This window comes from Rahnella sp. PD4 (genome assembly GCF_049199325.1).
GTDB lineage: Bacteria > Pseudomonadota > Gammaproteobacteria > Enterobacterales > Enterobacteriaceae > Rahnella > Rahnella perminowiae.
In genome coordinates this window covers 373,590-398,542 of the sequence record NZ_JBLZQF010000002.1, presented here as the reverse complement: position 1 = coordinate 398,542, position 24,953 = coordinate 373,590, and the positions used below count along the sequence as shown (strand labels likewise).

General features: G+C 53.8%; 23 protein-coding genes. 13 read left to right on the top strand and 10 right to left on the bottom strand.

Features of this window, described 5'->3' with window-relative positions; translation table 11 throughout:
• Positions 1-3: 3 nt before the first annotated feature.
• Positions 4-456 carry a DMT family transporter gene (locus ACOZIO_RS06505; RefSeq protein ID WP_129952430.1) on the top strand — a complete coding sequence of 151 codons (453 nt, stop codon included), beginning with the start codon at positions 4-6 and terminating at the stop codon, positions 454-456.
• A 27-nt stretch (positions 457-483) separates the two neighbouring features.
• Here ACOZIO_RS06505 and ACOZIO_RS06500 read toward each other — a convergent pair whose 3' ends face one another.
• Together ACOZIO_RS06500 and parS are read right to left on the bottom strand one after the other, a co-directional pair.
• Positions 484-942 carry an RES family NAD+ phosphorylase gene (locus tag ACOZIO_RS06500; RefSeq protein WP_421595115.1) on the bottom strand — a complete coding sequence of 153 codons (459 nt, stop codon included), beginning with the start codon at positions 940-942 and terminating at the stop codon, positions 484-486.
• Positions 939-1,400 (bottom strand): type II toxin-antitoxin system Xre/ParS family antitoxin, encoded by a 462-nt coding sequence (parS, locus tag ACOZIO_RS06495; protein ID WP_129952432.1) that lies wholly within the window; start codon positions 1,398-1,400, stop codon positions 939-941. Before parS ends, ACOZIO_RS06500 begins: the two co-directional genes overlap by 4 nt.
• Before the next feature lie 350 nt (positions 1,401-1,750).
• Here parS and ACOZIO_RS06490 point away from each other — a divergent pair, with 350 nt between their 5' ends.
• Together ACOZIO_RS06490 and ACOZIO_RS06485 are read left to right on the top strand one after the other, a co-directional pair.
• Positions 1,751-2,638 (top strand): nucleoside-specific channel-forming protein Tsx, encoded by an 888-nt coding sequence (locus ACOZIO_RS06490; RefSeq protein WP_129952433.1) that lies wholly within the window; start codon positions 1,751-1,753, stop codon positions 2,636-2,638.
• 185 nt (positions 2,639-2,823) lie between these two features.
• A complete protein-coding gene (locus ACOZIO_RS06485; RefSeq protein ID WP_129952434.1) occupies positions 2,824-4,419 on the top strand; it encodes an ABC-F family ATPase in 1,596 nt (531 codons plus the stop codon).
• Between the two features lie 269 nt (positions 4,420-4,688).
• Here ACOZIO_RS06485 and moeB read toward each other — a convergent pair whose 3' ends face one another.
• The gene (moeB, locus tag ACOZIO_RS06480) at positions 4,689-5,450 is read right to left on the bottom strand and encodes a molybdopterin-synthase adenylyltransferase MoeB (RefSeq protein ID WP_217233492.1); all 762 of its coding nucleotides are present in this window, start codon (positions 5,448-5,450) and stop codon (positions 4,689-4,691) included.
• Positions 5,451-5,452: 2 nt separating this feature from the next.
• Positions 5,453-6,694: a molybdopterin molybdotransferase MoeA gene (gene moeA / locus ACOZIO_RS06475; protein ID WP_217158829.1), complete on the bottom strand. Its 1,242-nt coding sequence runs from the start codon at positions 6,692-6,694 to the stop codon at positions 5,453-5,455.
• 245 nt (positions 6,695-6,939) lie between these two features.
• Here moeA and ACOZIO_RS06470 point away from each other — a divergent pair, with 245 nt between their 5' ends.
• The gene (locus ACOZIO_RS06470) at positions 6,940-7,173 is read left to right on the top strand and encodes a DeoR family transcriptional regulator (protein ID WP_013574728.1); all 234 of its coding nucleotides are present in this window, start codon (positions 6,940-6,942) and stop codon (positions 7,171-7,173) included.
• Positions 7,174-7,240: 67 nt separating this feature from the next.
• Here ACOZIO_RS06470 and tsgA (ACOZIO_RS06465) read toward each other — a convergent pair whose 3' ends face one another.
• Together tsgA (ACOZIO_RS06465) and xapA are read right to left on the bottom strand one after the other, a co-directional pair.
• A complete protein-coding gene (gene tsgA, locus ACOZIO_RS06465) occupies positions 7,241-8,437 on the bottom strand; it encodes an MFS transporter TsgA (RefSeq protein ID WP_258453646.1) in 1,197 nt (398 codons plus the stop codon).
• A gap of 9 nt (positions 8,438-8,446) precedes the next feature.
• Positions 8,447-9,280, bottom strand: coding sequence for a xanthosine phosphorylase (gene xapA / locus ACOZIO_RS06460; protein ID WP_129952438.1), 834 nt, complete (start codon positions 9,278-9,280; stop codon positions 8,447-8,449).
• A 158-nt stretch (positions 9,281-9,438) separates the two neighbouring features.
• On the opposite strand from xapA, the gene ACOZIO_RS06455 reads away from it, so the two are divergent.
• Positions 9,439-10,359 carry a LysR family transcriptional regulator gene (locus ACOZIO_RS06455; RefSeq protein WP_129991241.1) on the top strand — a complete coding sequence of 307 codons (921 nt, stop codon included), beginning with the start codon at positions 9,439-9,441 and terminating at the stop codon, positions 10,357-10,359.
• A gap of 34 nt (positions 10,360-10,393) precedes the next feature.
• On the opposite strand, the gene tsgA (ACOZIO_RS06450) is transcribed toward ACOZIO_RS06455, so the two are convergent.
• Positions 10,394-11,593: an MFS transporter TsgA gene (tsgA, locus tag ACOZIO_RS06450; protein ID WP_129991240.1), complete on the bottom strand. Its 1,200-nt coding sequence runs from the start codon at positions 11,591-11,593 to the stop codon at positions 10,394-10,396.
• Positions 11,594-11,871: 278 nt separating this feature from the next.
• Between tsgA (ACOZIO_RS06450) and ACOZIO_RS06445 the strand changes: the two genes are divergently transcribed.
• From ACOZIO_RS06445 to gsiD, 5 genes are all read left to right on the top strand, one after another.
• The gene (locus tag ACOZIO_RS06445; RefSeq protein WP_217158835.1) at positions 11,872-12,885 is read left to right on the top strand and encodes an isoaspartyl peptidase/L-asparaginase family protein; all 1,014 of its coding nucleotides are present in this window, start codon (positions 11,872-11,874) and stop codon (positions 12,883-12,885) included.
• Positions 12,882-14,750, top strand: coding sequence for a dipeptide ABC transporter ATP-binding protein (locus ACOZIO_RS06440; RefSeq protein ID WP_217158837.1), 1,869 nt, complete (start codon positions 12,882-12,884; stop codon positions 14,748-14,750). Before ACOZIO_RS06445 ends, ACOZIO_RS06440 begins: the two co-directional genes overlap by 4 nt.
• A gap of 71 nt (positions 14,751-14,821) precedes the next feature.
• On the top strand, positions 14,822-16,378 hold the full coding sequence (gsiB, locus tag ACOZIO_RS06435; protein ID WP_129952443.1) for a glutathione ABC transporter substrate-binding protein GsiB: 1,557 nt from the start codon (positions 14,822-14,824) through the stop codon (positions 16,376-16,378).
• 109 nt (positions 16,379-16,487) lie between these two features.
• Positions 16,488-17,408, top strand: a complete 921-nt coding sequence (gene gsiC, locus ACOZIO_RS06430; protein WP_129952444.1) for a glutathione ABC transporter permease GsiC — start codon at positions 16,488-16,490, stop codon at positions 17,406-17,408.
• 8 nt (positions 17,409-17,416) lie between these two features.
• Positions 17,417-18,337, top strand: coding sequence for a glutathione ABC transporter permease GsiD (gsiD, locus tag ACOZIO_RS06425; protein WP_129952445.1), 921 nt, complete (start codon positions 17,417-17,419; stop codon positions 18,335-18,337).
• Positions 18,338-18,435: 98 nt separating this feature from the next.
• Here the strand turns inward: gsiD and fghA are convergent, their stop codons facing one another.
• The 3 genes from fghA to ptrR are packed head-to-tail and all read right to left on the bottom strand — an operon-like array spanning position 18,436 to position 21,403.
• Positions 18,436-19,293 carry an S-formylglutathione hydrolase gene (fghA, locus tag ACOZIO_RS06420; RefSeq protein ID WP_129952446.1) on the bottom strand — a complete coding sequence of 286 codons (858 nt, stop codon included), beginning with the start codon at positions 19,291-19,293 and terminating at the stop codon, positions 18,436-18,438.
• Positions 19,294-19,304: 11 nt separating this feature from the next.
• Positions 19,305-20,429 carry an S-(hydroxymethyl)glutathione dehydrogenase/class III alcohol dehydrogenase gene (locus ACOZIO_RS06415; protein WP_129952447.1) on the bottom strand — a complete coding sequence of 375 codons (1,125 nt, stop codon included), beginning with the start codon at positions 20,427-20,429 and terminating at the stop codon, positions 19,305-19,307.
• 44 nt (positions 20,430-20,473) lie between these two features.
• Positions 20,474-21,403, bottom strand: a complete 930-nt coding sequence (ptrR, locus tag ACOZIO_RS06410) for a putrescine utilization regulator PtrR (protein ID WP_129952448.1) — start codon at positions 21,401-21,403, stop codon at positions 20,474-20,476.
• A gap of 199 nt (positions 21,404-21,602) precedes the next feature.
• Here ptrR and ACOZIO_RS06405 point away from each other — a divergent pair, with 199 nt between their 5' ends.
• The 3 genes from ACOZIO_RS06405 (at position 21,603) to yeiB (ending at position 24,806) form a co-directional block, all read left to right on the top strand.
• Positions 21,603-22,730 (top strand): YbfB/YjiJ family MFS transporter, encoded by a 1,128-nt coding sequence (locus ACOZIO_RS06405; protein ID WP_129952449.1) that lies wholly within the window; start codon positions 21,603-21,605, stop codon positions 22,728-22,730.
• A gap of 142 nt (positions 22,731-22,872) precedes the next feature.
• Positions 22,873-23,538, top strand: coding sequence for a GTP cyclohydrolase I FolE (folE, locus tag ACOZIO_RS06400; protein ID WP_129952450.1), 666 nt, complete (start codon positions 22,873-22,875; stop codon positions 23,536-23,538).
• A gap of 113 nt (positions 23,539-23,651) precedes the next feature.
• Complete coding sequence (gene yeiB / locus ACOZIO_RS06395; protein WP_129991234.1) at positions 23,652-24,806, top strand: DUF418 domain-containing protein YeiB; 1,155 nt, start codon at positions 23,652-23,654, stop codon at positions 24,804-24,806.
• Positions 24,807-24,953 lie beyond the last annotated feature (147 nt).

The window sequence follows — 24,953 nt, the reverse complement described above, 5'->3', positions numbered from 1 at the left end:
ACCATGACTGAACTGATTATGATCATTCTGGCCATTGTGGCGGGGGCCGCGCTGAGTATGCAGGCGGCAGTGAACGGACAGTTAGGCGAGAAGGTGGGGGTGCTGAAAAGTGCATTCCTGACGTTCAGCGTCGGAGCTGCCATTACCGCGGTACTGGTGCTGTTTTTGCAAACACCGCAACCGGAAACCTTGCTCACCGTGCCGAAGTGGCAACTCGCGGGCGCATTATTTGGCGTGCCTTACATTATTGTGATGGTGACTGCGGTACCCCGGGTCGGGACGGCGGCGGCAACGGTCGCGGTTATTCTCGGTCAGCTGTCGATGGGCATGCTTATTGATAATTTCGGCTGGCTGGATAACCCGCAGATCGCGCTGTCATGGCACCGGGTGGCGGCTATTCCCTGTCTTGTCATTGCGCTGGCACTGATTTATCGCAGCAACCGGAAAGCACAGTGATCTTCTGACCGGGAGCGGGCCCGTGCTTTACTGAAGGCGCGGGTCAAACATCATCGGTTCGCGTTCGACAGAACTCAGCAAATCCCCAAACCTCGGGTGCAGCGGATTAAGTAATACGTTGTATTCTGACGGCACAATCACTGACGGCACTTTCAGCCCGACATACTCACCTTCCTCCAGCCAGTCATCACCCTGACGCTGTGTGCTGTCAGGTGCTGATGCACTGCGCCAGTCGGCGGGCAGCTCTGAAACTTCAAGCGTATCAAGCCATTCCTCCGGTACTTCAATACTCAGTAAAGTATAGGCGCGCATCAGCATACTGTTTTGCACATGTACCAGAATTTCCAGAATCGCCAGCGAGATGCTGGTGGTGACATAGACTACCGGTCTGCCCGGCGGATTCCAGCGGCCGCCATAAAGTTGCGCACCGGCTCCCGACCAGGCTGTGGCCAGATGGCGGGTCTGCACGATACGAAACAGCTTCAACTGAAAACACCGTGCTGGAGACGACCAATCAGACGGCTGACTTCTACCGCGCCAGCTTCAGAAGACAGCAGTTCCAGCGGACGTGAACCATCGAGTGCCGGAGCAGGGCGGGTGAACCATTCGAGCGCCGAGACACGATCACCTTCGAACAAATCAGTGGCGGCATCCACGATGCGCACCAGCCGTGCCACCCGTTCACTCTCTTCACTTTTCAGCAAGCCGTTCCCGGCTTTACGCCGCGCATAGTTGCGTTCATTAATGCCCATGATTTCCAGTAACACCATTTTTGGCCATCCCAGCTCAGTATTAAGACGGCTGATACTATCAACCGGAAATCCTTTTTGTATGGCATTTATCAAACTGATTCCGCTGCTTGCGGGCAGGCCCGCAGATTGCCAAAGCGGCGTTGCAGAATCTTGCACAGAGCCGGAAGACAGCCCGGTAATTTTTGAATTCATGATGTATACCTCCATACCATTATTTGTCGTAATTATAGCATGACAAATAACGGTATGGTCATTTTATCAACAGTGATTTTCTGCATCAGACCGTAGAAATAAAATTATGCTGAAACATTATTGTGATCGATATCACATTGGAGATGTATCGGAATGAAACAGAAATTGACAAACCTTGACCAAATCTATTTATTAGCTAAGAAAAGTCGACTCTTGTAGGAAGTAACTGGAAATTGCAGGTTTTTTGCACTATGTGCAGCAATCGGTTGCGGATCACAGTTTTAGGGTTTGTTTTATGCAACGCCTGAAGGTGGCAAGGCGTTGTTCCACCCCCCGCTTCTGGTAAAAATATGAAAAATACAATTATTGCAGCAGGCGCTTTGATGGCTTTGTCCTACAGCGCGACCGTGCTCGCTGATGATAGCAAGGGCGAATTTGTTTCTGACTGGTGGCACCAGAGTGTCAACGTTGTAGGTAGCGCCGATACCCGTTTCGGGCCTACGCTGCGTAACGATGTTTACCTTGAATATGAAGCGTTTGCACACAAAGACTGGTTTGATTTCTACGGCTATATCGATATTCCTAAAACCTTCGGCGCCGGTAACGGCAATGATACCGGTATCTGGGATAAAAACGGTTCTCCGCTGTTTATGGAAATTGAACCTCGTTTTTCTATCGATAAACTGACCGGTACTGATCTGAGTTTCGGTCCGTTCAAAGAATGGTATTTCGCGAACAACTATATCTACGATATGGGGCCGGACAGCGATAACCGTCAGAATACCTGGTACATGGGTCTGGGCACCGACATCGACACCGGTCTGCCGATGAGCCTGTCCCTGAACGTGTATGCGAAATATCAGTGGGAAAACTACGGCGCGGCGAATGAAAACAGCTGGGACGGTTACCGTTTCAAAGTGAAATACTTCGTTCCTCTGACGCAATTATGGGGCGGCAACCTGAGCTATATCGGGTTCACCAACTTCGACTGGGGTTCCTCACTGGGCGATGACGATTTCCGTGATCTGAACGGCAATAAAGCGCGTTCTAACAACTCTATCGCCTCCAGCCATATCCTGTCGCTGAACTACACACATTGGCATTACTCGTTCGTGGCGCGTTACTTCCATAACGGCGGCCAGTGGGCTGACGGCGCTGAGCTGAACTTCGGTAACGGTAACTTCGATGTGAAGTCCACCGGCTGGGGTTACTACGGTGTAATCGGCTACAACTTCTGATTTCAACCGTTGTTCTGGAAAACCCGGCTTAGGTCGGGTTTTTGCTTTTGTTGCTTTCTGAAAAGTCCCCTGTCAGGCATTTTTTTAGCTATTGAGTGAAAAATGACCACAACTACAGGCGATCCTGACGCGCCGTTGTGGCATAATGCGCGCCAAATCACATTTCCCAATTAAGAGCGAGCGTTGTGCTAAGTACTTACAACATCACCATGCAATTCGGCAGCAAGCCGTTATTTGAAAACATTAACGTGAAATTTGGCGGCGGTAACCGTTATGGCCTGATTGGCGCGAACGGTTGTGGCAAGTCCACTTTCATGAAGATCCTCGGTGGCGACTTAGTGCCTTCTGGCGGTAATGTCGTGCTGGACCCGAACGAGCGTCTGGGTAAATTGCGCCAGGATCAGTTCGCCTTCGAACAGTTCAGCGTGCTGGACACCGTTATCATGGGCCACACTGAATTGTGGGAAGTGAAGGAAGAGCGCGACCGTATTTACGCAATGGCGGAAATGAGTGAAGAAGACGGCTACAAAGTGGCTGATCTGGAAGTCGCTTACGGTGAAATGGACGGCTACAGCGCAGAATCCCGTGCGGGTGAATTGTTGCTGGGTGTGGGCATTCCTGTCGAACAACATTATGGCCCGATGAGCGAAATCGCGCCGGGCTTTAAGCTGCGTGTTTTGCTGGCGCAGGCGTTGTTCTCCGATCCGGAAATTCTGCTGCTCGACGAACCGACGAACAACCTGGACATCGATACCATTCGCTGGCTGGAGCAGGTGCTGAACGAACGTAACAGCACCATGATCATCATTTCGCATGACCGTCACTTCCTGAACATGGTGTGTACGCACATGGCGGATCTGGATTACGGCGAACTGCGTGTTTATCCGGGCAACTACGATGAATACATGACGGCGGCAACGCAGGCCCGTGAACTTCTCAGTGCCAATAACGCCAAGAAGAAAGCGCAGATTGCAGAACTGCAATCGTTTGTCAGCCGCTTCAGCGCGAACGCCTCAAAATCTAAACAGGCGACTTCCCGTGCCCGTCAGATTGATAAAATTCAGCTTGATGAAATCAAAGCATCCAGCCGTCAGAACCCTTACATGCGTTTTGAACAGGACAAGAAATTGTTCCGTAATGCGCTGGAAGTGGAAAAAATCACCAAAGGTTTTGACAACGGTCCGCTGTTTAAAAATCTCGGCCTGATGCTGGAAGTGGGCGAAAAAGTCGCGATTCTGGGTGCCAACGGCATCGGTAAATCCACCCTGCTGAAAACGCTGGTCGGTGAGCATGAGCCGGAAAGTGGTTCAGTAAAATGGTCTGAAAATGCCAAGATCGGCTATTACGCGCAGGATCACGAATATGAATTCGACGAAACCCTGAACGTCTTCGACTGGATGAGCCAGTGGAAATCCGAGAAAGACGACGAGCAGGCCGTACGCGGTGTGTTAGGCCGTCTGCTGTTTGGTCAGGACGATATCAAGAAGAAAGTGAAAGTGCTTTCCGGTGGTGAAAAAGGTCGTATGTTATTCGGGAAACTGATGATGCAACGCCCTAACATTCTGATTATGGATGAACCAACCAACCACCTTGATATGGAATCCATCGAGTCGCTGAACATGGCACTGGAAATGTACGAAGGCACGCTAATCTTCGTTTCTCATGACCGCGAATTCGTCAGCTCTCTGGCAACCCGTATTCTGGAAATGACCCCGACGCGTGTGATCGACTTCTCCGGTAATTATGAAGACTACCTGCGTAGTCAGGGCATCAATAGTTAATTCGCTGCATCCTTCGCGTTGTCTCGGCGTTGGCTGCGTTACTCGGCCCATCCATGGGCCTCGCTCCTGAAGGAGCCGCTGCAAGCAGCGTTCCAATCTGCTCCCGGCAGATTGGTCACTCACCCCGGTCACTTACCGATGTAAGCTCCCGGGGATTCGTGCAGTTGCCGCCTTGATACAACGCGAATGATTTTGCGAATTGTTTTGGGTGTCATAAAAAATAGAAAACCGCCGATAAAGGCGGTTTTTTTGTGTCTGAATTTACTGATTCAAAAACCCCCACACACTTCGCAATGCGGGTCTTTCATCAGTTTCATTTCGCGGAACTGCAACGTCATGGCGTCATACATCAGCAGTTTGCCGCGCGGCGTTTCGCCGAATTTCGTCAGCAGTTTGATGGTTTCCATCGCCTGTAAACTGCCGATAGTGCCGACCAGAGGGGACATAACCCCGGCTTCCACGCAGGTCAGCGCATTTTCACCGAATAACCGGCTCAGGCATTGATAACAAGGTTCATGTGGCTGATAAGTAAATACGCTGAGCTGGCCTTCCATGCGGATGGCAGCGCCGGAAACCAGCGGTTTTTTCTGCGCGAAACATTCACCGTTCAGCTGATTCCGGGTGGTGACGTTGTCGGTGCAGTCGACCACCACGTCACAGGTAGCAATCACTTCACGCAGCCTGTCGTCGCTGGCCTGTGCATTAATCTGATGGATAACGATATGCGGATTGATTGCCGCCAGCGCTATAGCGGCAGATTCTACTTTCGATATACCGATCCGGGCATCAGTATGCAGCGTCTGGCGTTGCAGGTTTGACAGCGAGACGGTGTCATAATCCAGCAATGTTAACGTGCCGGTACCTGCGGCAGCCAGATACTGAGCGGCGGCGCAGCCTAAACCGCCCAGACCAACAATCAGTGCGTGGCTGGATTTCAGCTGTTCTTGACCGTCGAAATCAAACCCTTTCAGTACGATCTGGCGGTTATAACGCAGGGTTTCGGCGTCCGTCAGTTCCGGCAATTGAGACATGTTCAGCTCCGCAGCAGGGCGTTAAACGGTTCGATTTCAACGGATTCGCCCGCTGCTACGTTGCCGCGCCCGCGTTCAAGCACGATAAAACAGTTGGCCTGACTGAATGAACTGAATACATGCGACCCCTGATGGCCGGTGGTAAGTACTTCCAGTTGCCCCCCGGCGCTGGTGCTGAATATACCGCGCTGAAAATCGAGACGTCCGGGAGATTTTTTCAGTGGCGTCACCGCTATTGCCTTCAGCCGTGGCGGGAACTTCCAGGCCGTATGGCCGGATAACTGCGCAATAAAGGGCTGAACCAGTTGATAAAACGTCAGTGCGGCCGACACCGGATTCCCCGGCAAACCGCAGAACCAGCTGTTTTTCAGTTTGCCGAAAGCAAAAGGTTTGCCCGGTTTCATGGCAAGTTTCCAGAAACCAATTTCACCCAGTTCATCCAGAATTTGCCTGGTGTAATCGGCTTCACCGACCGACACGCCGCCGCTGGAAATCACCAGATCCGCAAAAGCATTGGCTTCTTCAAAAGCTTTACGCAGCGCCTGCGGATTGTCGCGAATAATACCTAAATCCAGCACGGTGCAGCCCAGTTTTTCCAGCATCAGGCGTACAGCGAAACGGTTGGTATCGTAAATCTGCCCCTCCTGCAAAGGCGTCCCCACCGGCTGCAGTTCATCGCCAGTCGAAAATACGGCGACTTTCAGCGGCTTCCAGACATTCACATCGGTGACGCCCAGAGAAGCCAGCAGTGGCAATTCTGCCGCACCCAGCCGGACACCGGCAGGCAGCACGCTGTCGCCCCGTTTTATGTCATCACCGGTCAGACGGATATTCTGGCCCCGGGTGATTTCAGCCGTGAAACGTACACCGGCATCCGAAACGTCGGTCTGCTCCTGCATGATCACGGCGTCAGCGCCCGCAGGCACCGGCGCACCGGTCATGATACGGATACAACTTCCGGCTGGCCATTCGCCATGAAAAGGCGCACCCGCAAAGGCTTTGCCCGCGACCGGGAAAACCGCACCATCCTGTAAATCTGCGCAGCGCACGGCATAGCCGTCCATGGCTGAGTTATCAAAAGGTGGGACGAAAACCGGCGAAAGCACCGGGGTGGCGGTAATGCGGCCAGCCGCGCCGGCGAGCGGGAGGGATTCGGCATCCTGAATTATTTTAGGCGATACACAGGCACGCATTTTATCCAGCGCTTCGTCGAGCGAGATCAGACCGGCAGTATTGAATTCCATGAAAAATCCTCAGTAATTCGTCCCGGTTGTGCAGATAATTTCACCAGAGCCGGGCGGGGAAATGAAGCATACGCACAGTATGACAGAGAAACGCAGCGAACCAAAAATCGCTAAGGGCGTAAAAATTCGACGGAGATTCCTGAATAATTGAGATCGATCCCAAAATTAACAATGTAACGCGGGTATGATAGTTACCGTTATTTGTGATTTAAGTCACACAACTGTCATATAAACAGGAATAACCGGTGCTTAAAAAAAATCGCCATCAGGCCATCCTTCAGTTGGTTGAACAACATGAAGTACTACAGGTAAGCGAACTGGCACAATCGCTGGATGTAAGTCTCGAAACGATCAGACGCGATCTGAGTGAAATGCAGGACAAAGGATTGATTTTACGTCGCCACGGACGCGCGCGTCGTCTGGCCGCTCAGCCTGAAACATCCTGGCTAAACAGTTTGCAACGTTGCCCGCAGCTATAAACGCAGCAACGAAGAGGGAAAAGGAAGGCTTTTAAGCCTTCCTTTTTTTATATGCACGATACCGCGTTCAGCGTGCAGGCTGTTGTTCCAGGGCTTCCGCTTTGCTGTTTACTGCGGCGAAAATCAGCGCCAGCAGCAGGAAAACGTAAGCCACAGTCGCGCTATTGAGCGCCCAGAACAGACCGTACCGGCTGTATACCAGCGACGAGAGTGTGGAAAAAATTAGCGTGCCAAGGGTGCCGAGGGTAAGCAAGGCAGAGGTCAGCGTCGGCGGAGAATTACTGACTTGCAAGCTGCCATAACTCATGATGCCCGAGAACAGCCCCGAATTGCAGAAACCGAACAAACCGGCACAAACAAGGATCAACATCGGGTCCGCGCTGTTAGCGGCAACCGCCAGGCACATCAGTCCGACAAACGCGGAAAGCAGCAGATAAGTGCGCAGCTTAACGAAGCGGACAGTGAACTGATTCACAAACAGGCCGATGGATTTCACCGTCCAGTACGTCGTGATATAAAATGCGGCCCGATCCGCCGCCATGCCGAAATGCGATTTCAGCCAGCTCGGCAGCCACATGGTAAAAATCGGCTCGGCCAGCAGGAAGGCAAACAGTGCAAAACACAGCACCCAGACCGACATCCCCCAGCGCGTCACCTCAGTTTCAGTTGCCATCGTGGTTTGTGCGGCCTGCGGAATCGACGGGAAGGTCTGCCCGACGCACAGCACAATCATCGCCAGACTCAGCACCGCCATTACGCCATACATCGCCAGCCAGCTTGCGCCATGCTGGAACAGATAGCCCAGCAGCAGCGACAGCACCACGCCCGCCAGAGCGAAAAAGAAATCGGTGAGGATTAAATTCGCCGAGCGTTTTTTCGGATCTTCATTAATACGTACCACCAGATAACTGCCGATGGACATCATGATCCCCGACGACGCGCCAATCAGGAACACGCCGATACCAAACATCGTGATGGTGGGCATCAGGAAAAGCGCAATGCAGGCCAGCACGGAAACGGCTGAACCGGTGATCAGCTGTTTGCCCGGATTGAATTTACGCATCAGCACGCCGCTGACCATGATCGGCAGGAACAGACCGATATTCATCAGCGTAAACATCTGGCCGATAAATCCCGGATCTTTGCCAAAGGCCTGCGAAACGGGGCCGATAACAATCCCGAGTGTGGAGACCAGCGCGCCGGTAAAGAAATAGCTTAGCCAGGAAATCATATTGATCCGCTGGCGGTTGAATGCCTGTTCCATAGCCGCTCCTTATTTTACGCTGGCTGAAAGATGGGCGAAAAAGGCGCGGATCAGTCGCGTGAAATCTCCGACGGCCAGCCTGGCGCAACGTAAGGTTTGTTCGTGGGAAAGCGGTGTATCAGAAAGCCCTTCGGCGAAATTGGTCATGGCGGAAATCGCCAGCACCTTCAGCCCGCAGTGACGGGCAGAAATCACTTCCGGCACGATGGACATGCCCACTACGTCGCACCCTAAAATTTGCATCATGCGGATTTCCGCCGGGGTTTCGAAATTCGGGCCGGTATAGGCCGCGAATACGCCTTCTGCGACCTCAATGTTCAGCCCTGCGGCAACGGTGTGAAGTTGTGCGCGGAGATCTTTGTCGTAGGCATTGGCGAGACTGAAAAAGCGCGGACCAAAACGCTCGTCATTCGGGCCTGTCAGCGGCGATTCGGGCATGAAACTGACATGGTCGGTCAGCGCAACTAACCGACCCGGCGCGACGCTTTTACGCATCGACCCGGCGGCGTTGGTGGCCAGCATAAATTCGCAGCCGAGCAGTTTAAAAGTGCGCACCGCACAGGTCATCACTGACATACCGTGCCCTTCGTAGAGATGGCCGCGACCCTTCATGCACATCACCGGCACATTTTCCAGATAACCCAGTACCAGTTCACCGGCATGACCGGCGACACTGCTTTGCGGAAATCCCGGCAGTTCGTTGTAGGGAATGGTCACTGCGTCGCTCATGTCGTCGCACAACGTACCGAGGCCGGAGCCTAAAATCAGTGCGGCCTGCGGAATAAAATCAGGGGCGCGCTGGCGAATAATCGCGGCGCAGTCAAAAGCATGGTTATTGAGCATGATCACTTCTCTCATTTTTCACAGTAGGGGGAGGATGCGGGCAATGCTAGTGTGAGCAGCGTTTACGGTCTAATACCGTTCTTTATGCGGATTTATAGACAAAATCTATAAATGTAACTCATTAAATTTAAGAGAGAAATTATGTTGCGGAGTCCGGCATGACACGTCCGTTTACCGATTCGGTGTTTGATCTCGGCCAGATCAATCTCCGGTTATTGCACTATTTTCGCGTGGTGGCCGAAGAACTGAGTTTCAGTAAGGCGGCGGTACGGCTGAATATGTCGCAACCGCCGCTGAGCCTTCACATTAAAGAGCTGGAACATCTGCTGGGTACGCCGTTATTTCTGCGTACCACGCGATCTGTTTCGCTGACGCCGGCGGGCGCGGCGCTGATGCGTGAGGCCGGGCTGATGCTCGACGGTATCAACCGATCGTTACATCGGGTACGTAAAATCGGGCGCGGGGAGGTCGGGCATATTCAGCTGGGGACCGTCGGTACCGCAGTCTGGGGCCCGCTGATGCCTGCCCTTAACCGCTTTGGAAAAAATGCACCGGAAATAAGCTGGACGATGACCGAACTGACCCCGGTGCAGCAAATCGATGCCTTACAATTGCAGCGGATCGATATTGGCATCTGGCGTGAGGCTAAACTGACGCTGCCACAGGGGCTGAAAAGCCGGCTGATGGGACGGGAAAACGTCGCGCTGGCGATTTCAGAACACCACCGGCTGGCGACAAAAAACAGCGTGGTACTGAGTGAGCTGGCGCATGAGGATTTCATTGTGATGCCGATGAGTGCTTCAGGTCTTGGCAGTTATCTGTATTCGATGTGCCGGCAATACGGCTTCTTACCGCAGGTGAAACATCAGGTAAACGAACCGCAAACTGCGCTGGCACTGGTGGCCAACGGGAATGGCATTACACTTTTACCGGAAAGCTACGCGCGCATTCACTGGCCGGGCGTGCGTTTTTGTGCGCTCAGCGAACGGCTGCCTGCAGATTTGTATGCCATTTATCAGGCGGATTCGGTGACGCCGGCGGCAACACGTTTTCTGGATTCACTGGGCGAGGTGAATTGAGAAAGCAGGGCCGGAGCCCTGCTGCGGGGAGAGTTTAGTGCGCGGTGACTTCGTGGTTAATTTTCTCTGCCTTGCTCTTCAGGCTGGCAAGCACCACCATCAGCACCAGCAACGCGTAAGAAACGGTCGCAATATTCAGCGCCCAGAACAAGCCGTACTCGTTGTAGATGAAAGAAGAGAAGGACGCGAAAATCAGCGTGCCGACGGAGCTGGTGGTCAGCAGTGCGGATGTCAGCGTAGGTGGGGAGTTTTTCACCTGCAAGCTGCCGTAGCTCATCAGCCCGGAAAACAGACCGGAGTTACAGAAACCGAACAGACCCACAGCGAAGAGCACCAGTACCGGTGAATTGCTGGTGGTCAGCACCGCCAGGCTTGCCATACCGACAATCACGGAAACCAGCAGGAAAGTACGCAGTTTGACGAAACGCACGGTGAACTGATTCAGGAACAGGCCAATCGCTTTCACCATCCAGTAAGTGGTGATGTAAATCGCGGCACGGTCCGTTTCCATACTGAAATGCTCATGTAACCAGCTTGGCATCCACAGTGTGAAGACCAGTTCGGTAAAGACAAAAGCAAACAGTGCGATACACAGGAAGAATACCGCAATGCCCCACGGCTCTTTCGCCACGTTGTGCGTCGATTCGTTTTTTACCGGTTGCGGTACGTGCGGGAATTTCTGACCTGCGCACAGCAAAATCATCAGCAGGCTGAGTGCACCCATGATGCCGTACATTGCCAGCCAGCTTGCGCCGTGTTTGAACAGGAAGCCCAGCACCAGTGACAACGTCATACCGGAAAGCGCGAAGAAGAAGTCGGTGAAGATTAAGTTTGCGGAACGTTTTTTCGGGTCGTCATTAATACGGACGACCAGATAGCTGCCGATAGACATCATCAGGCCCGCCGTGGCACCGATCAGGAACACGCCCACGCCAAACAGGGTAATCGACGGCACAATAAATAGCGCGATACAGACCAGTACCGAAATGAAAGAGCCGGTCATCAGTTGTTTGCCCAGATCAAATTTACGCATCAGGATGCCGCTGATCATAATTGGCAGGAACAGGCCGATGTTCATTAAAGAAAACATCTGACCGATAAAGCCCGGATCTTTGTTAAATGCAGTGGCCACCGGCCCGATAACAATGCCCAGAGTGGAAACCAGTCCACCGGTAAAGAAATAGCTGAGCCACGAGATCACATTAATCCGACGGCGGTTATAAACAGTTTCCATAAACTGATTTCCTAAAAAGAGAAAATAAAAAAAGCTGCAGGAAGTTTATCCGGAGAGGCATTTATCCGCAGTTAAGACGTTTATTATTGCTGTTCTTTGGTCATTTGTCCCGCGGGTATATTCAATTGCAGCATTTGTTTTTCTTAAACAATCTAAGCAATTAGCGACCTTTTGATGGCGCGACATTTCTGCTTTACATACTGTTGCGGGCTAAATATAGTCAAAAACAGCTCAACATTTTCCTTTACATAAATACAACATCGAAAGGTGCAGCGCTAATGAGTTTTTCTACTGATAATTCAGCGGCTTCCGTTTCGGACAAGAAGCGGCCGGTTATTGCGATCCACGGTGGTGCAGGGGCGATTACCCGCGCGGCGATGAGCGCTGAAAAAGAACGACTTTATTTAGCCGAACTGGAGAGAATAGTCGCCAGCGGACAGGCTATTCTGGCCTCCGGCGGCAGCGCACTGGATGCGGTCACCGAAGCGGTGCGTCTGCTTGAAGAGTGCCCGTTATTTAATGCCGGAAAAGGGGCGGTTTTTACCCATCAGGGCACGCATGAGTTAGACGCCTGCATTATGGATGGCCGTACGCTCGATGCCGGAGCCATCAGTTGTGTGAACCATATTCGCAATCCTGTTCTCACCGCCCGTAAGGTGCTGGAAGTCAGTCCGCATGTGATGTTTACCGGCGCGGGCGCGGAAGCCTTTGCCCGCGAACACGGCCAGGAAATGGTCGGACCGGACTACTTTTTCACGCAGGAACGTTATGATCAGTTGCAACGTGCCATCGCGGCAGATAACGGCGTGATGCTTGATCACGATGGCGCGTCGCTCAGTGCCCCCGTGTCTGATGATCCGCTGGATCCTGAACATAAATTTGGCACCGTGGGTGCCGTGGCGATGGATGCGCTGGGTAATCTGGCGGCGGCGACATCAACCGGCGGTATGACCAACAAACAGGCCGGGCGCGTCGGCGATTCACCGGTTATTGGCGCGGGCTGTTACGCCAGTAACAATACGGTAGCGATTTCCAGCACCGGTACCGGCGAAGTGTTTATGCGCACGGTGGCAGCCTACGATGTGGCGGCGCTGATCGAATATGCCGGTCTTTCTCTGGAAGAAGCCACACATAAGGTGGTGCAGGAAAAACTGCTTTCTCTGGGCGGAAGCGGTGGAATGATTGCCGTGGATAAATTTGGCAACGTGGTGCTACCTTTTAACAGCGAAGGCATGTACCGCGGCTTCGCCCGTGTGGGTGACGCTCCCTGCGTCAGTATTTACCGGTCATGAACAGCCCGATGAACAGTTCGCTTATTCTGCCACCCGATCACGTGGTTGCCGTCAGCCAGCTCAGCGTGCAGTTTGCTCATGAAGGGCAGGTCACTCAGGCGGTCAGTAATCTCAGTTTTCAGGTAAAGCGCGGTGAAACGCTGGCGATTGTTGGCGAATCGGGTTCCGGAAAATCCGTGACCTCGCTGGCGCTGATGCGGCTGGTGGAGCAGGGCGGCGGAAAGATTTTACAGGGTCAAATGCAGTTTCGTCGCCGTAACGGTGAGGTAGTTGATTTGATCAACGCCACGCAGCCTGCCATGCGTAATCTGCGTGGTGCGGATATGGCGATGATTTTTCAGGAGCCGATGACGTCGCTCAATCCGGTCTTTCCGGTGGGCGAACAAATTGCCGAATCGATCCGCTTGCATCAGAACAAAGATCACCGCGCCGCCCGTGCGGAAGCGCTGCGGATGCTTGATCTGGTGCGCATTCCTGAAGCCCGGAATATTCTCGACAGTTATCCGCATCAGCTTTCCGGCGGCATGCGCCAGCGGGTGATGATTGCGATGGCGCTCTCCTGTAAGCCTGCATTACTGATTGCCGATGAACCGACGACGGCGCTGGATGTCACCATTCAGGCACAAATTCTGCAACTGATCCGTGTGCTGCAAAAAGAGATGCAGATGGGGGTGATTTTTATCACGCATGACATGGGAGTAGTGGCCGAAATTGCGGACCGTGTGCTGGTAATGCATCAGGGCAACAGTGTCGAAACGGGGGAAGTAAACGCTATATTCCGTTCACCGCAGGCGCCTTACACTCAGACATTGCTGGCGGCGGTGCCCAAACTCGGTTCGATGGCCGGTAAAGCGCTGCCCGCACGCTTTCCCGCGCCTGAACAGCCGGAAAGTGATCCGGCGCTGATACAAAATACCCTCACACCAGGCGCGCCTCCTATATTGCAGGTGCGCGATCTGGTGACGCGTTTTGACCTGCGCAGCGGTGTTTTCAATCGCGTAACCCGACGGGTTCATGCCGTGGAAAAAGTCAGTTTTGATTTGCATCCCGGTGAAACGCTGGCGCTGGTGGGGGAATCAGGCTGTGGTAAATCCACCACCGGCCGTTCGTTGTTAAAACTGGTGAAAAGCCAGGGCGGTACTATCACCTTTAAGGGCCAGACGCTGACCGATATCGGGGGCAGTGAACTGCAACATCTGCGCCGTGATATTCAGTTTATTTTTCAGGACCCTTACGCCTCGCTCGATCCGCGCCTGACGGTAGGTTATTCCATTATGGAGCCGCTGCTGGTTCACAACCTGGCAAAAGGCGCAGAAGCCGAAGCCCGCGTGGCATGGTTACTGGAAAAAGTCGGGTTGTTGCCGGAACACGCGCAGCGTTATCCTCACGAATTTTCCGGTGGTCAGCGGCAGCGAATTTGCATTGCACGCGCGTTAGCGCTTAATCCAAAAGTGGTGATTGCCGATGAATCGGTTTCGGCGCTGGATGTGTCTGTCCGTGCGCAAATCATCAATCTGCTGATGGATCTGCAGAAAGAGTTTGGTCTGGCATTTTTGTTTATTTCACACGATATGGCCGTTGTTGAGCGCATCAGCCACCGTGTGGCGGTGATGTATCTCGGACAGATCGTGGAAATCGGCTCGCGCCGTGCGGTATTTGAAACGCCGCAACATGCCTATACCCGCAAACTCATGGCGGCGGTGCCGGTCGCCGATCCGGCGCACAAACGAAAAGATCAGGCGCTGCTGGTTGATGAAATCCCAAGTCCGGTTCGCGGGCTGCACGATGAGCCGGTGGTGATGCCATTGGTAAAGGTGGGCGAAGGCCATTTTGTCGCCAGGCACAGTATTGCGGGTATTTACTGATTTTTCTGGCGGCTTATTTGAGCCGTCAATTCTTCGCAAGATAAACGGGTAAGACAGGAAAAGGAACTGACATGAATCAGCAGAAATCTAAAGGTAAGAACGTTGTCCGTCAGGCCGTGCTCGCTGCCGCTGTTTTTGGTTCGCTGGCGTCGGCTTCTGCATGGGCGGCAAAAGACGTGGTCATCGCCGTAGGTTCTAACTTCACCTCGCTCGATCCGTATGACGCCAACGACACCCTGTCGCAGGCTGTCGCCAAATCCTTCTATCAGGGCCTGTTTGGCTTTGATAAAAATATGAAACTGGAAAACGTCCTGGCGGACAGTTACACCGTCAGTAAAGACGGTCTGGTTTACACCATCAAGCTGCATCCGGGCATCAAGTTCCAGGACGGCACCGACTTCAATGCGGCGGCGGTAAAGGTTAACTTTGACCGCGCCAGTAATCCGGACAGTCACCTTAAACGCTATAACCTGTTCAAGAATATCGCCAGCACCGAAGCCGTTGATGACAACACGGTGAAAATCACCCTGAAAGAGCCGTTCTCAGCCTTTATTAATATTCTGGCACATCCGTCTGCGGTGATTATTTCCCCGGCGGCGCTGACCAAATACGGCAAAGACATCGGTTTCCATCCGGTTGGCACCGGCCCGTATACGCTTGAACAATGGAATCAGACTGACTTTGTGAAAGTGAAGAAGTTTGACGGGTACTGGAAAAAAGGCGAGCCGAAACTCGACACCATTACCTGGCGTCCTGTGGTAGATAACAATACCCGGGCGGCAATGCTGCAAACCGGCGAGGCTGATCTGGCGTTCCCGGTGCCTTACGAACAGGCGGCCTTGCTGGAGAAAAACGCTAAACTGGATCTGGTGACCGCGCCGTCGATTCTGCATCGTTACATCAGTTTCAATGTCACGCAAAAGCCGTTCGACAATGTGAAAGTGCGTGAGGCGATTAACTACGCGATTAACAAACAGGCGCTGATCAAAGTTGCATTTGCCGGTTACGCCGTGCCGTCTGAAGGGCCGCTGCCGCAGGGCATCGAATACGCGGCGAAATTTAAACCGTGGCCGTATGATCCGGCAAAAGCGAAAGCGTTATTGAAAGAAGCCGGTTATCCGGACGGTTTTACCACCACGTTGTGGTCTTCACATAACAACAGTACCGCGCAAAAAGTGTTGCAGTTTACCCAACAGCAACTGGCGCAGGTGGGTATTAAAGTGACAGTCACCGCAATGGATGCCGCGCAGCGTGCGGCGCAGGTTGAGAACGTCGGACAAAAAGAGGCGGGCATCCGTATGTTCTACACCGGCTGGTCTGCCTCTACCGGTGAAGCAGACTGGGCACTGTCTCCGCTGTTTTCCACCCAGGCCGCGCCACCGAAGCAGTTCAATACTGCCTTCTACAGCAACGCACAGGTGGATAAAGATTTGTCCGATGCGCTGAAAACGACCGACAAAGCCGAGAAAGCCAAACTGTACGCTGATGCCCAGAAACAAATCTGGACCGATGCGCCGTGGGCATTCCTGGTCACTGAACGTCTGGTTTCAGCCAAAAATAAACGTCTGACCGGTTTCTATGTGATGCCGGATACGGCTTTCAGCTTTGACGATGCAGATGTGAAATAATACGCGGTGAAGCCTTCAGGGCGCGTCATGTAACAGCATGGACGCCCTGAAATCGTGTGTTCCGGGGCCGGAACATAGATGTCTACCGTGAAATCACAGACAGCCAATCATGCTTAATTATTTTTTAAAACGATTACTCGGACTGATACCCACGCTGCTGATTGTGGCCGTGCTGGTCTTTTTGTTTGTGCATCTGTTGCCGGGCGATCCGGCGCGGCTGATGGCCGGCCAGGATGCTGATGCCAGCGTGGTTGCGCTGGTGCGTCAGGATTTAGGGCTGGATAAGCCGCTTTATCAGCAATTTTTCACTTTCTTCGGCAATGCGCTGACCGGTGATTTCGGCCACTCGATGGTTTCAAAACGCCCGGTCATTGAAGAAATCAGTTCGCGCTTTATGCCGACGTTTTGGCTGACGCTGACCAGTATGGTGTGGTCAGTGGTTTTCGGTCTGGTGATTGGCGTGGTCTCCGCCGTGTGGCGTAACCGCTGGCCGGACAGACTGGGCATGGCGCTCGCCGTCTCAGGTATTTCCTTCCCGGCTTTCGCGCTGGGCATGTTGCTGATGCAAATTTTTTCCGTTGAACTGGGCTGGCTGCCGACGGTCGGTGCCGACAGCTGGCGGCACTATATTCTCCCTTCTGTTACGCTCGGTGCAGCGGTGGCGGCGATCATGGCCCGCTTTACCCGCGCGTCCTTTGTCGACGTTATGCAGGAAGATTATATGCGTACCGCGCGCGCCAAGGGCGTGCACGAAGCGGTGGTGGTGGTCAAACATGGCTTGCGCAACGCGATGATCCCGGTTGTGACGATGATGGGGTTGCAATTTGGCTTCCTGCTCGGCGGGTCGATTGTGGTTGAAAAAGTGTTCAACTGGCCGGGGTTAGGGCGGTTGCTGGTTGATTCGGTCGAGATGCGGGATTATCCGGTGATACAGGCAGAAGTGCTGCTGTTTTCGCTGGAGTTCATCCTGATCAATCTGCTGGTAGACATGCTGTACGCCGTCATTAACCCTTCCATCCGATACAAGTGAGTAAGCGCATGAAAAACTGGCGGCGAAATGCCGTACTCGCGAGTTTACCGGTCATCACGCCGGAAACTGCGCAATTACAGGCGGGAAGGACACCGTGGAAAGCGTTCTGGCGTCGTTTTCGCCGGCAGCATATTGCGATGATTGCGGGGGCTTTTATCCTGCTGCTGATCGCGGCGGCCATTCTTGCGCCGTGGCTGGTGCCGTTTGATGCGGAAAATTACTTTGATTATGACCGTCTGAACGACGGGCCATCGCTGGTCCACTGGCTGGGCGTGGATTCTCTCGGGCGTGACATTTTCAGCCGCATCCTGATGGGCACGCGGATTTCACTCGCCGCAGGCGTACTTTCTGTGGTGCTCGGCGCGGCAATCGGTACGGTGTTCGGCTTGCTGGCGGGATATTACGAAGGCTGGTGGGATCGCATTACCATGCGCGTCTGTGACGTCCTGTTTGCTTTTCCCGGGATTTTACTGGCAATCGCCGTCGTTGCGGTAATGGGCAACGGTATGTCGAACGTGATTATCGCTGTGGCGATTTTCAGCATTCCTGCCTTCGCACGTCTGGTTCGCGGCAATACGCTGGTGCTGAAACAGCAAACTTATATTGAATCGGCGCGCAGCATCGGCGCATCCGACGCCACGATTTTGTTCCGCCACATTCTGCCGGGCACGTTATCGTCCATAGTGGTGTATTTCACCATGCGTATCGGTACGTCGATCATCACCGCCGCCAGCCTGTCGTTTCTGGGTATGGGCGCACAGCCCCCGACGCCGGAGTGGGGCGCGATGCTCAACGAAGCCCGCGCCGACATGGTCATGGCTCCCCATGTGGCCATATTCCCCAGTCTGGCCATATTCCTGACCGTACTGGCGTTTAATTTGCTGGGTGACGGATTACGGGATGCACTGGATCCAAAATTGAAGAATTGATTTTTGCTCCCTTCCCTGCGAAGGGGAGGGAGCAAGGCGAAACACTGCCCTATCAGCAGGGAGAGGAGCCGGTTGCTTCTATTTTTAGGATCCTGCACTCATGCCTTCGGGTGCAAAAACTCCGCATGGAATCTCAGGTGATCTTCCACAAACGAGGCGATGGTGAAGTAGCTGTGATCGTAGCCCGGCTGAACCCGCAGTTGTAACGGCCAGCCGCGCTGACGCGCTATCTCTGCCAGTTTTGCCGGTTGAAGCTGATCCGCCAGAAACTGGTCGCTGTCGCCCTGATCGACCAGAATCGGGAACGGCTTTTGATCCGCTGGCAATGCACTCAGCAGGTGACAACTGTCGTATTTCAGCCACTGGCTTTCATCATCGCCCAGATACGCACTGAACGCTTTACGCCCCCACGGTACCTGAGCCGGATTGACGATCGGCGCAAACGCTGATGCCGAACAGAAACGTTGCGGATTACGCAATGCCAGCATCAGCGCACCGTGGCCGCCCATTGAGTGACCGAAAATTGACTGACGCTCGCTGATTTTGAAATGGTCGCGGATCAGCGCAGGCAGTTCATCAAGCAGATAATCGTACATCCGGTAATGGGCAGCCCAGGGTGCCTGAGTCGCGTTCAGGTAAAAACCGGCGCCCTGACCCAGATCATAACCGTCATCGTTGGCAACACCCTCACCGCGCGGACTGGTATCAGGCATCACCAGAATGATGCCGAGTTCAGCTGCGACGCGCTGCGCCCCGGCTTTTGTCGTAAAGTTTTCATCATTACAGGTCAGGCCCGACAGCCAGTACAGGACGGGCGGCGGCGCGTCATCAGGTGACGGAGGCAGATAAACGCTGAACGTCATGCTGCAATTCAGGCTCTCAGAGGTATGGCGGTAGCGCTGCTGCCAGCCGCCAAACATCCGGTGTTCTTCGAGTAGTTCAACCGAGCTGCTCATTGACACATTCCTTACTTATTAAAATGAATAACCGTGCGGATAGATTTCCCTTCATGCATCAGGTCAAAGGCTTCGTTGATGTCTTCCAGCGGCAGGGTGTGGGTGATGAAATCGTTCAGGGCAAATTCCCCGTCCAGATAACGTTCCACAATACCTGGCAACTGACTGCGGCCTTTCACACCACCGAACGCAGAACCACGCCAGACGCGGCCGGTGACCAGCTGGAACGGGCGGGTAGAGATTTCTTCGCCCGCACCTGCCACGCCGATGATGACAGATTCACCCCAGCCTTTATGGCAGCATTCCAGTGCGGAACGCATCACGTTCACGTTTCCGATACATTCGAAGGAAAAGTCCACACCGCCGTCGGTCATTTCAACAATCACATCCTGAATAGGCTTGTCGAAATCTTTCGGATTGATCAGGTCGGTTGCGCCGAGTTTACGTGCCAGATCGAATTTACTGGTATTCAGATCAATACCAATGATGCGGCCTGCGCCGGCCATCACCGCACCGATAATCGCAGAAAGACCAATGCCGCCGAGACCGAAAATGGCCACAGTGTCACCTTTTTTCACTTTAGCCGTGTTGATGACCGCGCCCATACCGGTGGTCACGCCACATCCGAGCAGACACACTTCTTCCAGCGGCGCTTCTTTGTTGATTTTTGCCAGTGAGATTTCAGGTACTACGGTGTATTCAGAGAAGGTTGACGTGCCCATGTAATGGAAAATCGGCTTGCCGTCTTTGAAGAAACGCGTGGTGCCGTCCGGCATCAGACCTTTACCTTGTGTGGTACGGATAGCCTGACACAGGTTGGTTTTACCGGATTTGCAGAATTTACACTCGCCACATTCCGGCGTGTACAGCGGGATGACATGGTCGCCTACGGCCACGCTGGTGACCCCTTCGCCTACGGCTTCGACTACGCCGCCGCCTTCATGGCCAAGGATTGCCGGGAATACGCCTTCCGGATCCTTGCCGGAGAGTGTGTAGGCATCAGTATGACAAACACCAGTGGCAACAATACGCACCAGCACTTCGCCTTTTTGCGGCGGCATTAAATCCACTTCTTCGATGGACAGAGGTTGGTTCGGGCCCCAGGCGACAGCCGCACGTGTTTTGATCATTTGCATTTTTTAGCTCCAGTCAGGTGTTTTTGCTTATTCAGGTTTTTAACTTAATAGGTGGGATGCAGCACCGGATCATGTTCCCCGGCGAGCGGATGCTTCAGTAACGGGATGACCCCGTCATTTTGTTCAATAATCAGTTCCTTCAGCGCCCGGACATTCGGGCTGAACGCATCCCGGCGCCAGATAAGCCAGGTGGCGGTATCGGCGAATTCATCCGGAATGTCGTGAATTTCTACCCGCTCGTGGCCGGGCAGTTGTTCCAGCACAGAACGTGGGATCATGGCAATACCCGCACCGCTGGCGACACACGCCATCATGGAGTGGTAGGACTGAATCTCCAGAGTATTGGCGACCGGAACGTTCATCTGTCTGATCCATCCCTGTAAACGCTGGCGGTAGGAACAGCTGGGACGGAATGCAAAAACGGTGTGGCCGCTGCGACCGTCAGGCACTTCCAGCGGTGATTCACCCGGCGGGGTGATCACCACCATCCTTTCACGAAAAGAAATACAGCCGTTGATATCATCAAAATCGATCGGGCCATCAACCAGTGCTGCGGCGAGACGGCCGGCACGCACGCTGTCGATAATTTCACCGGAAGTCGCCGTCACCAGCGACAGTGCCACCTGTGGAAACTTCTGATGATAAGCCGCCAGCAACGAAGGCAGGCGGGTTGCCGCCGTGCTTTCCATCGAACCCAGCGCGAAATTCCCGGCGGGTTCACCGGCATGCATGATGCTCATGGCCTCATCACTGAGCGCCAGAATGCGCTCGGCATAGTTGAGGAAGTTATGCCCCATGGCGGAAAGACGGATGCGCTGCTTCTCGCGGATAAACAGATCAGTGCCCAGTTCAAGTTCGAGCTGACGCAGACGGGTGGTCAGGTTCGACGGCACACGATGCAGTTGCTCGGCCGCACGCGCCAGCGAACCGGTTTCCGCTACGCAGCAAAACATCCGTAACTGAGTCAGATCCATGGTGGGTTCCTGTGTTCTCTAATCGTAAACAAGTTGGTTTGTATTATTCAGTTTTCGTGATTGTACCCATAAGGCATCATAGCGACAACTTCCAATTAACTTTCTTTTAAGAAATCTGCTGTTTTCCGCGACAGGCTTTGAGTATGTTTATTCATTGTTTCTAATATGTTGCATTGCAGTTTCTTCTGACGGAGCAATTATGGCTTTTCGCATTGCGCTAAGTGGTTTTCTGGCTTTTGTGGTCGCGATGGGTATCGGGCGCTTCGCCTTTACACCGCAGGTTCCTTTAATGATAGCTGAACATCAGTTCAGCCTGACCGGCGCAGGTCTGGTCGCCGCGTTCAATTATCTCGGTTATCTGTGTGGCGCGTTTGATGGCATGCGTGCCAGCAAACATCTTGAGCGTCGTTTGTGGCTGGGGGTATGGGGTGGGGTGATCCTGACCTTACTGTCGGCGGTGATTTCCGGCGAAGTGCTGCACAGTATTGTACGCTTCCTGATCGGCTGGACCAGCGGCTGGGCGATGGTGATGGTATCGGCATGGTGTAACGAACGGCTGGCGCACTATGGTCGTCCGGCGCTTAGCGCGGCAGTCTTTGCCGGGCCGGGCGCGGGGATTTTCCTCAGCGGCATGCTGGCGGTGGGGATCCACAGTTTACAGCTGACCTCAGCGCAGGCCTGGTGCGTTTACGGTGTGCTGGCGCTGATTTTTGTGGCGATCATTACACCGAATCTGCCGCGAAAAGGGGATTTGCACCGGTCGCATATGGCGTCATCACCGCTGGTGATGACGCCTGCGCTCAGACGTCTGGTGTGGAGCTACAGCCTGGCAGGTTTCGGTTACATTCTGCCCGCGACCTTTTTATCGCAGATGGCGAGTGCACGTTTCCCTGACAGCCTGTTCGCCCAGTTTGTCTGGCCGGTGTTTGGCGGTGCGGCGGTCACCGGCATTGTCATCGGTATTCTCACCCGGCATTGTCTGACCACCCATACCCGTCTGGCGCTGACGCTATGGATCCAGGGACTGGGGATTTTGTGTGCGGAAGTGGTGCCGGGTGTCAGCGGACTGGTGCTCGGGGCATTACTGACCGGCGGTGGTTTCCTCAGCGTGGTGCAATTAGCCTTACAATACAGCCGCGAGCTTGCGCCTGACCACAGCCGTTATATGGCCGGGTTGCTGACGACCGGTTATGCCGTCGGCCAGTTATTCGGCCCGGTGCTCTCCGCCATTTCTACCGCGCTGACCCATCGGCTGGAGCCCGCGTTGTACGTTGCGCTGGCCGGTTTCATTATCGCCGGTGCGCTGGTGGTTCGCCACAAACGATAACTTGCCGCTATTTCATCCATCAGGGCTATTTCATCCATCAAGAAAGCAATCACTGGATTCTGAACCGGCTCTCTACTACAGTAAGCCACCTCACTTTGGCGTGATCTGCGTCAAAGTGATTACATCTGCCGGAGAAGAAACAATGCCAACCCTGAGTAAAGAAGCCGTCTTGGTTCACGAGGCCCTGTTAGCCCGTGGTCTGGAAACCCCTCTGCGTGAAGCTTTGCCGATCGACAACGAAACGCGCAAGCAGCGGATCCAGGAGCATATGACCGGTATTATGCAGCTTCTCAATCTGGATCTTTCCGATGACAGTCTGGCGGAGACGCCGCACCGCATCGCCAAGATGTACGTGGATGAAATTTTCTCCGGGCTTGATTATGCCAACTTCCCGAAAATCACCGTCATCGAAAATAAGATGAAAGTGGATGAAATGGTCACGGTGCGCGATATCACGCTGACCAGCACCTGCGAACACCATTTCGTGACCATCGACGGTAAAGCGACCGTGGCGTACATCCCGAAAGAGACCGTAATTGGTCTGTCCAAAATCAACCGCATCGTGCAATTCTTCTCGCAGCGCCCGCAGGTTCAGGAACGCCTGACCCAGCAGATACTGGTTGCACTGCAAACCCTGCTCGGCACCACCAATGTGGCGGTATCGATTGATGCAGTGCATTACTGCGTGAAGGCGCGTGGTGTCCGTGACGCGACCAGCGCGACCACCACGACCTCTCTGGGCGGTCTGTTTAAGTCGAGCCAGAATACGCGACAGGAATTCCTGAGAACGGTCAGACACGCCAGCTAACAGCGGCGTTTTAACCGGTCAGACACTTTATATTGCGGCACCTTACGGGTGCCGTTAGTCTGTCTGAAGCCCGCACAATTTTCAGCTCCTTACCGTTAACAGGAACGTCAGGTATGCGCTCACGTATTGCCACGCTCGACTTTGCCCGTGGTCTCGCCATTTTTGGCATTCTTCTGCTCAATATCAGCGCCTTCGGTTTGCCGAAAGCCGCTTATCTGAATCCGGCATTTGCCGGGACACCTTCTGCTTCTGACACCTGGACCTGGGCGGTGCTTGACGCTGTGGCGCAGGGCAAGTTCCTGATGATGTTCGCCATGCTGTTTGGCGGTGGCCTGTATTTATTACTGCCACGCGGCAAACACTGGATCCAGGCGCGGTTGTCAATTTTATTATTGTGCGGTTTTCTCCATGCCACGTTGTTATGGGACGGCGATATTTTGCTGTCTTACGGGCTGATTGGTCTGGTGTGCTGGCGGATGGTGCGGGAAGGGCGCAGCAGCCAGTCGCTGATATCAACGGGCATTATTTTGTATCTGATCGGTGTGGCTGTGCTGGCAATGCTGGGATTTATTTCCTCACCAAAACCTGGCAGCTTCTGGCTTCCGGGGCCGGCGGAAATTCAGTATGAGCAATACTGGCGACTGAAAGGCGGGTGGGAGGCGATTCAGAACCGGCTCGATCTGTTGTCGTCCAGTTTGCTGGCGATCGGCGCGCAATACGGCTGGGAACTGGCGGGCGCCATGCTGATTGGTGCCGGCCTGATGCGCAGCGGGTGGCTGAAGGGTGAATTCCGTTCATCCCATTACCGCAAAGTCGCAGCCGTGCTGTTACCGTTTTCATTACTGATTCAGATCCCGGCGATTTATCTGCAATATCGTACCGGCTGGGACTACCGGTGGAGCGGTTTTTTGTTGCAGGTGCCGCGTGAGATTGGCTCGCTGATGCAGGCGGTGAGTTATCTGGCGCTGTGTTACGGCTTCTGGCCGCTGATTTCGCGCTGGCGCGTGACGCACTGGCTTTCGCAGATTGGCCGCATGGCGCTGACCAACTACCTGTTGCAGACTGTCATCTGTACCACATTTTTCAATACCTTTGGTTTCTATCAGCATTTCGACCGGTTGCAACTGGTGGCGCTGGTGCCGCTGATCTGGGTATGTAATTTGCTGGTGACAGTGCTGTGGTTGCGTCATTTCCGGCAGGGACCGGTGGAGTGGCTGTGGCGGAAACTCACCATCAAAGCCTCCGGCGTAGAACTGAAAACAGCCTGAACCCGATGACGTTACATCATCCTAAATGATAGATTTGGGATGAAGGTTGCAGATTTGTATGTAAACGTTTTCTTTCCTGTGACGAGATTCACGCAGGCGTTTTCGCAAAATGTTTAGGATAGCGGTCGTGCCACTCCGATGACCACT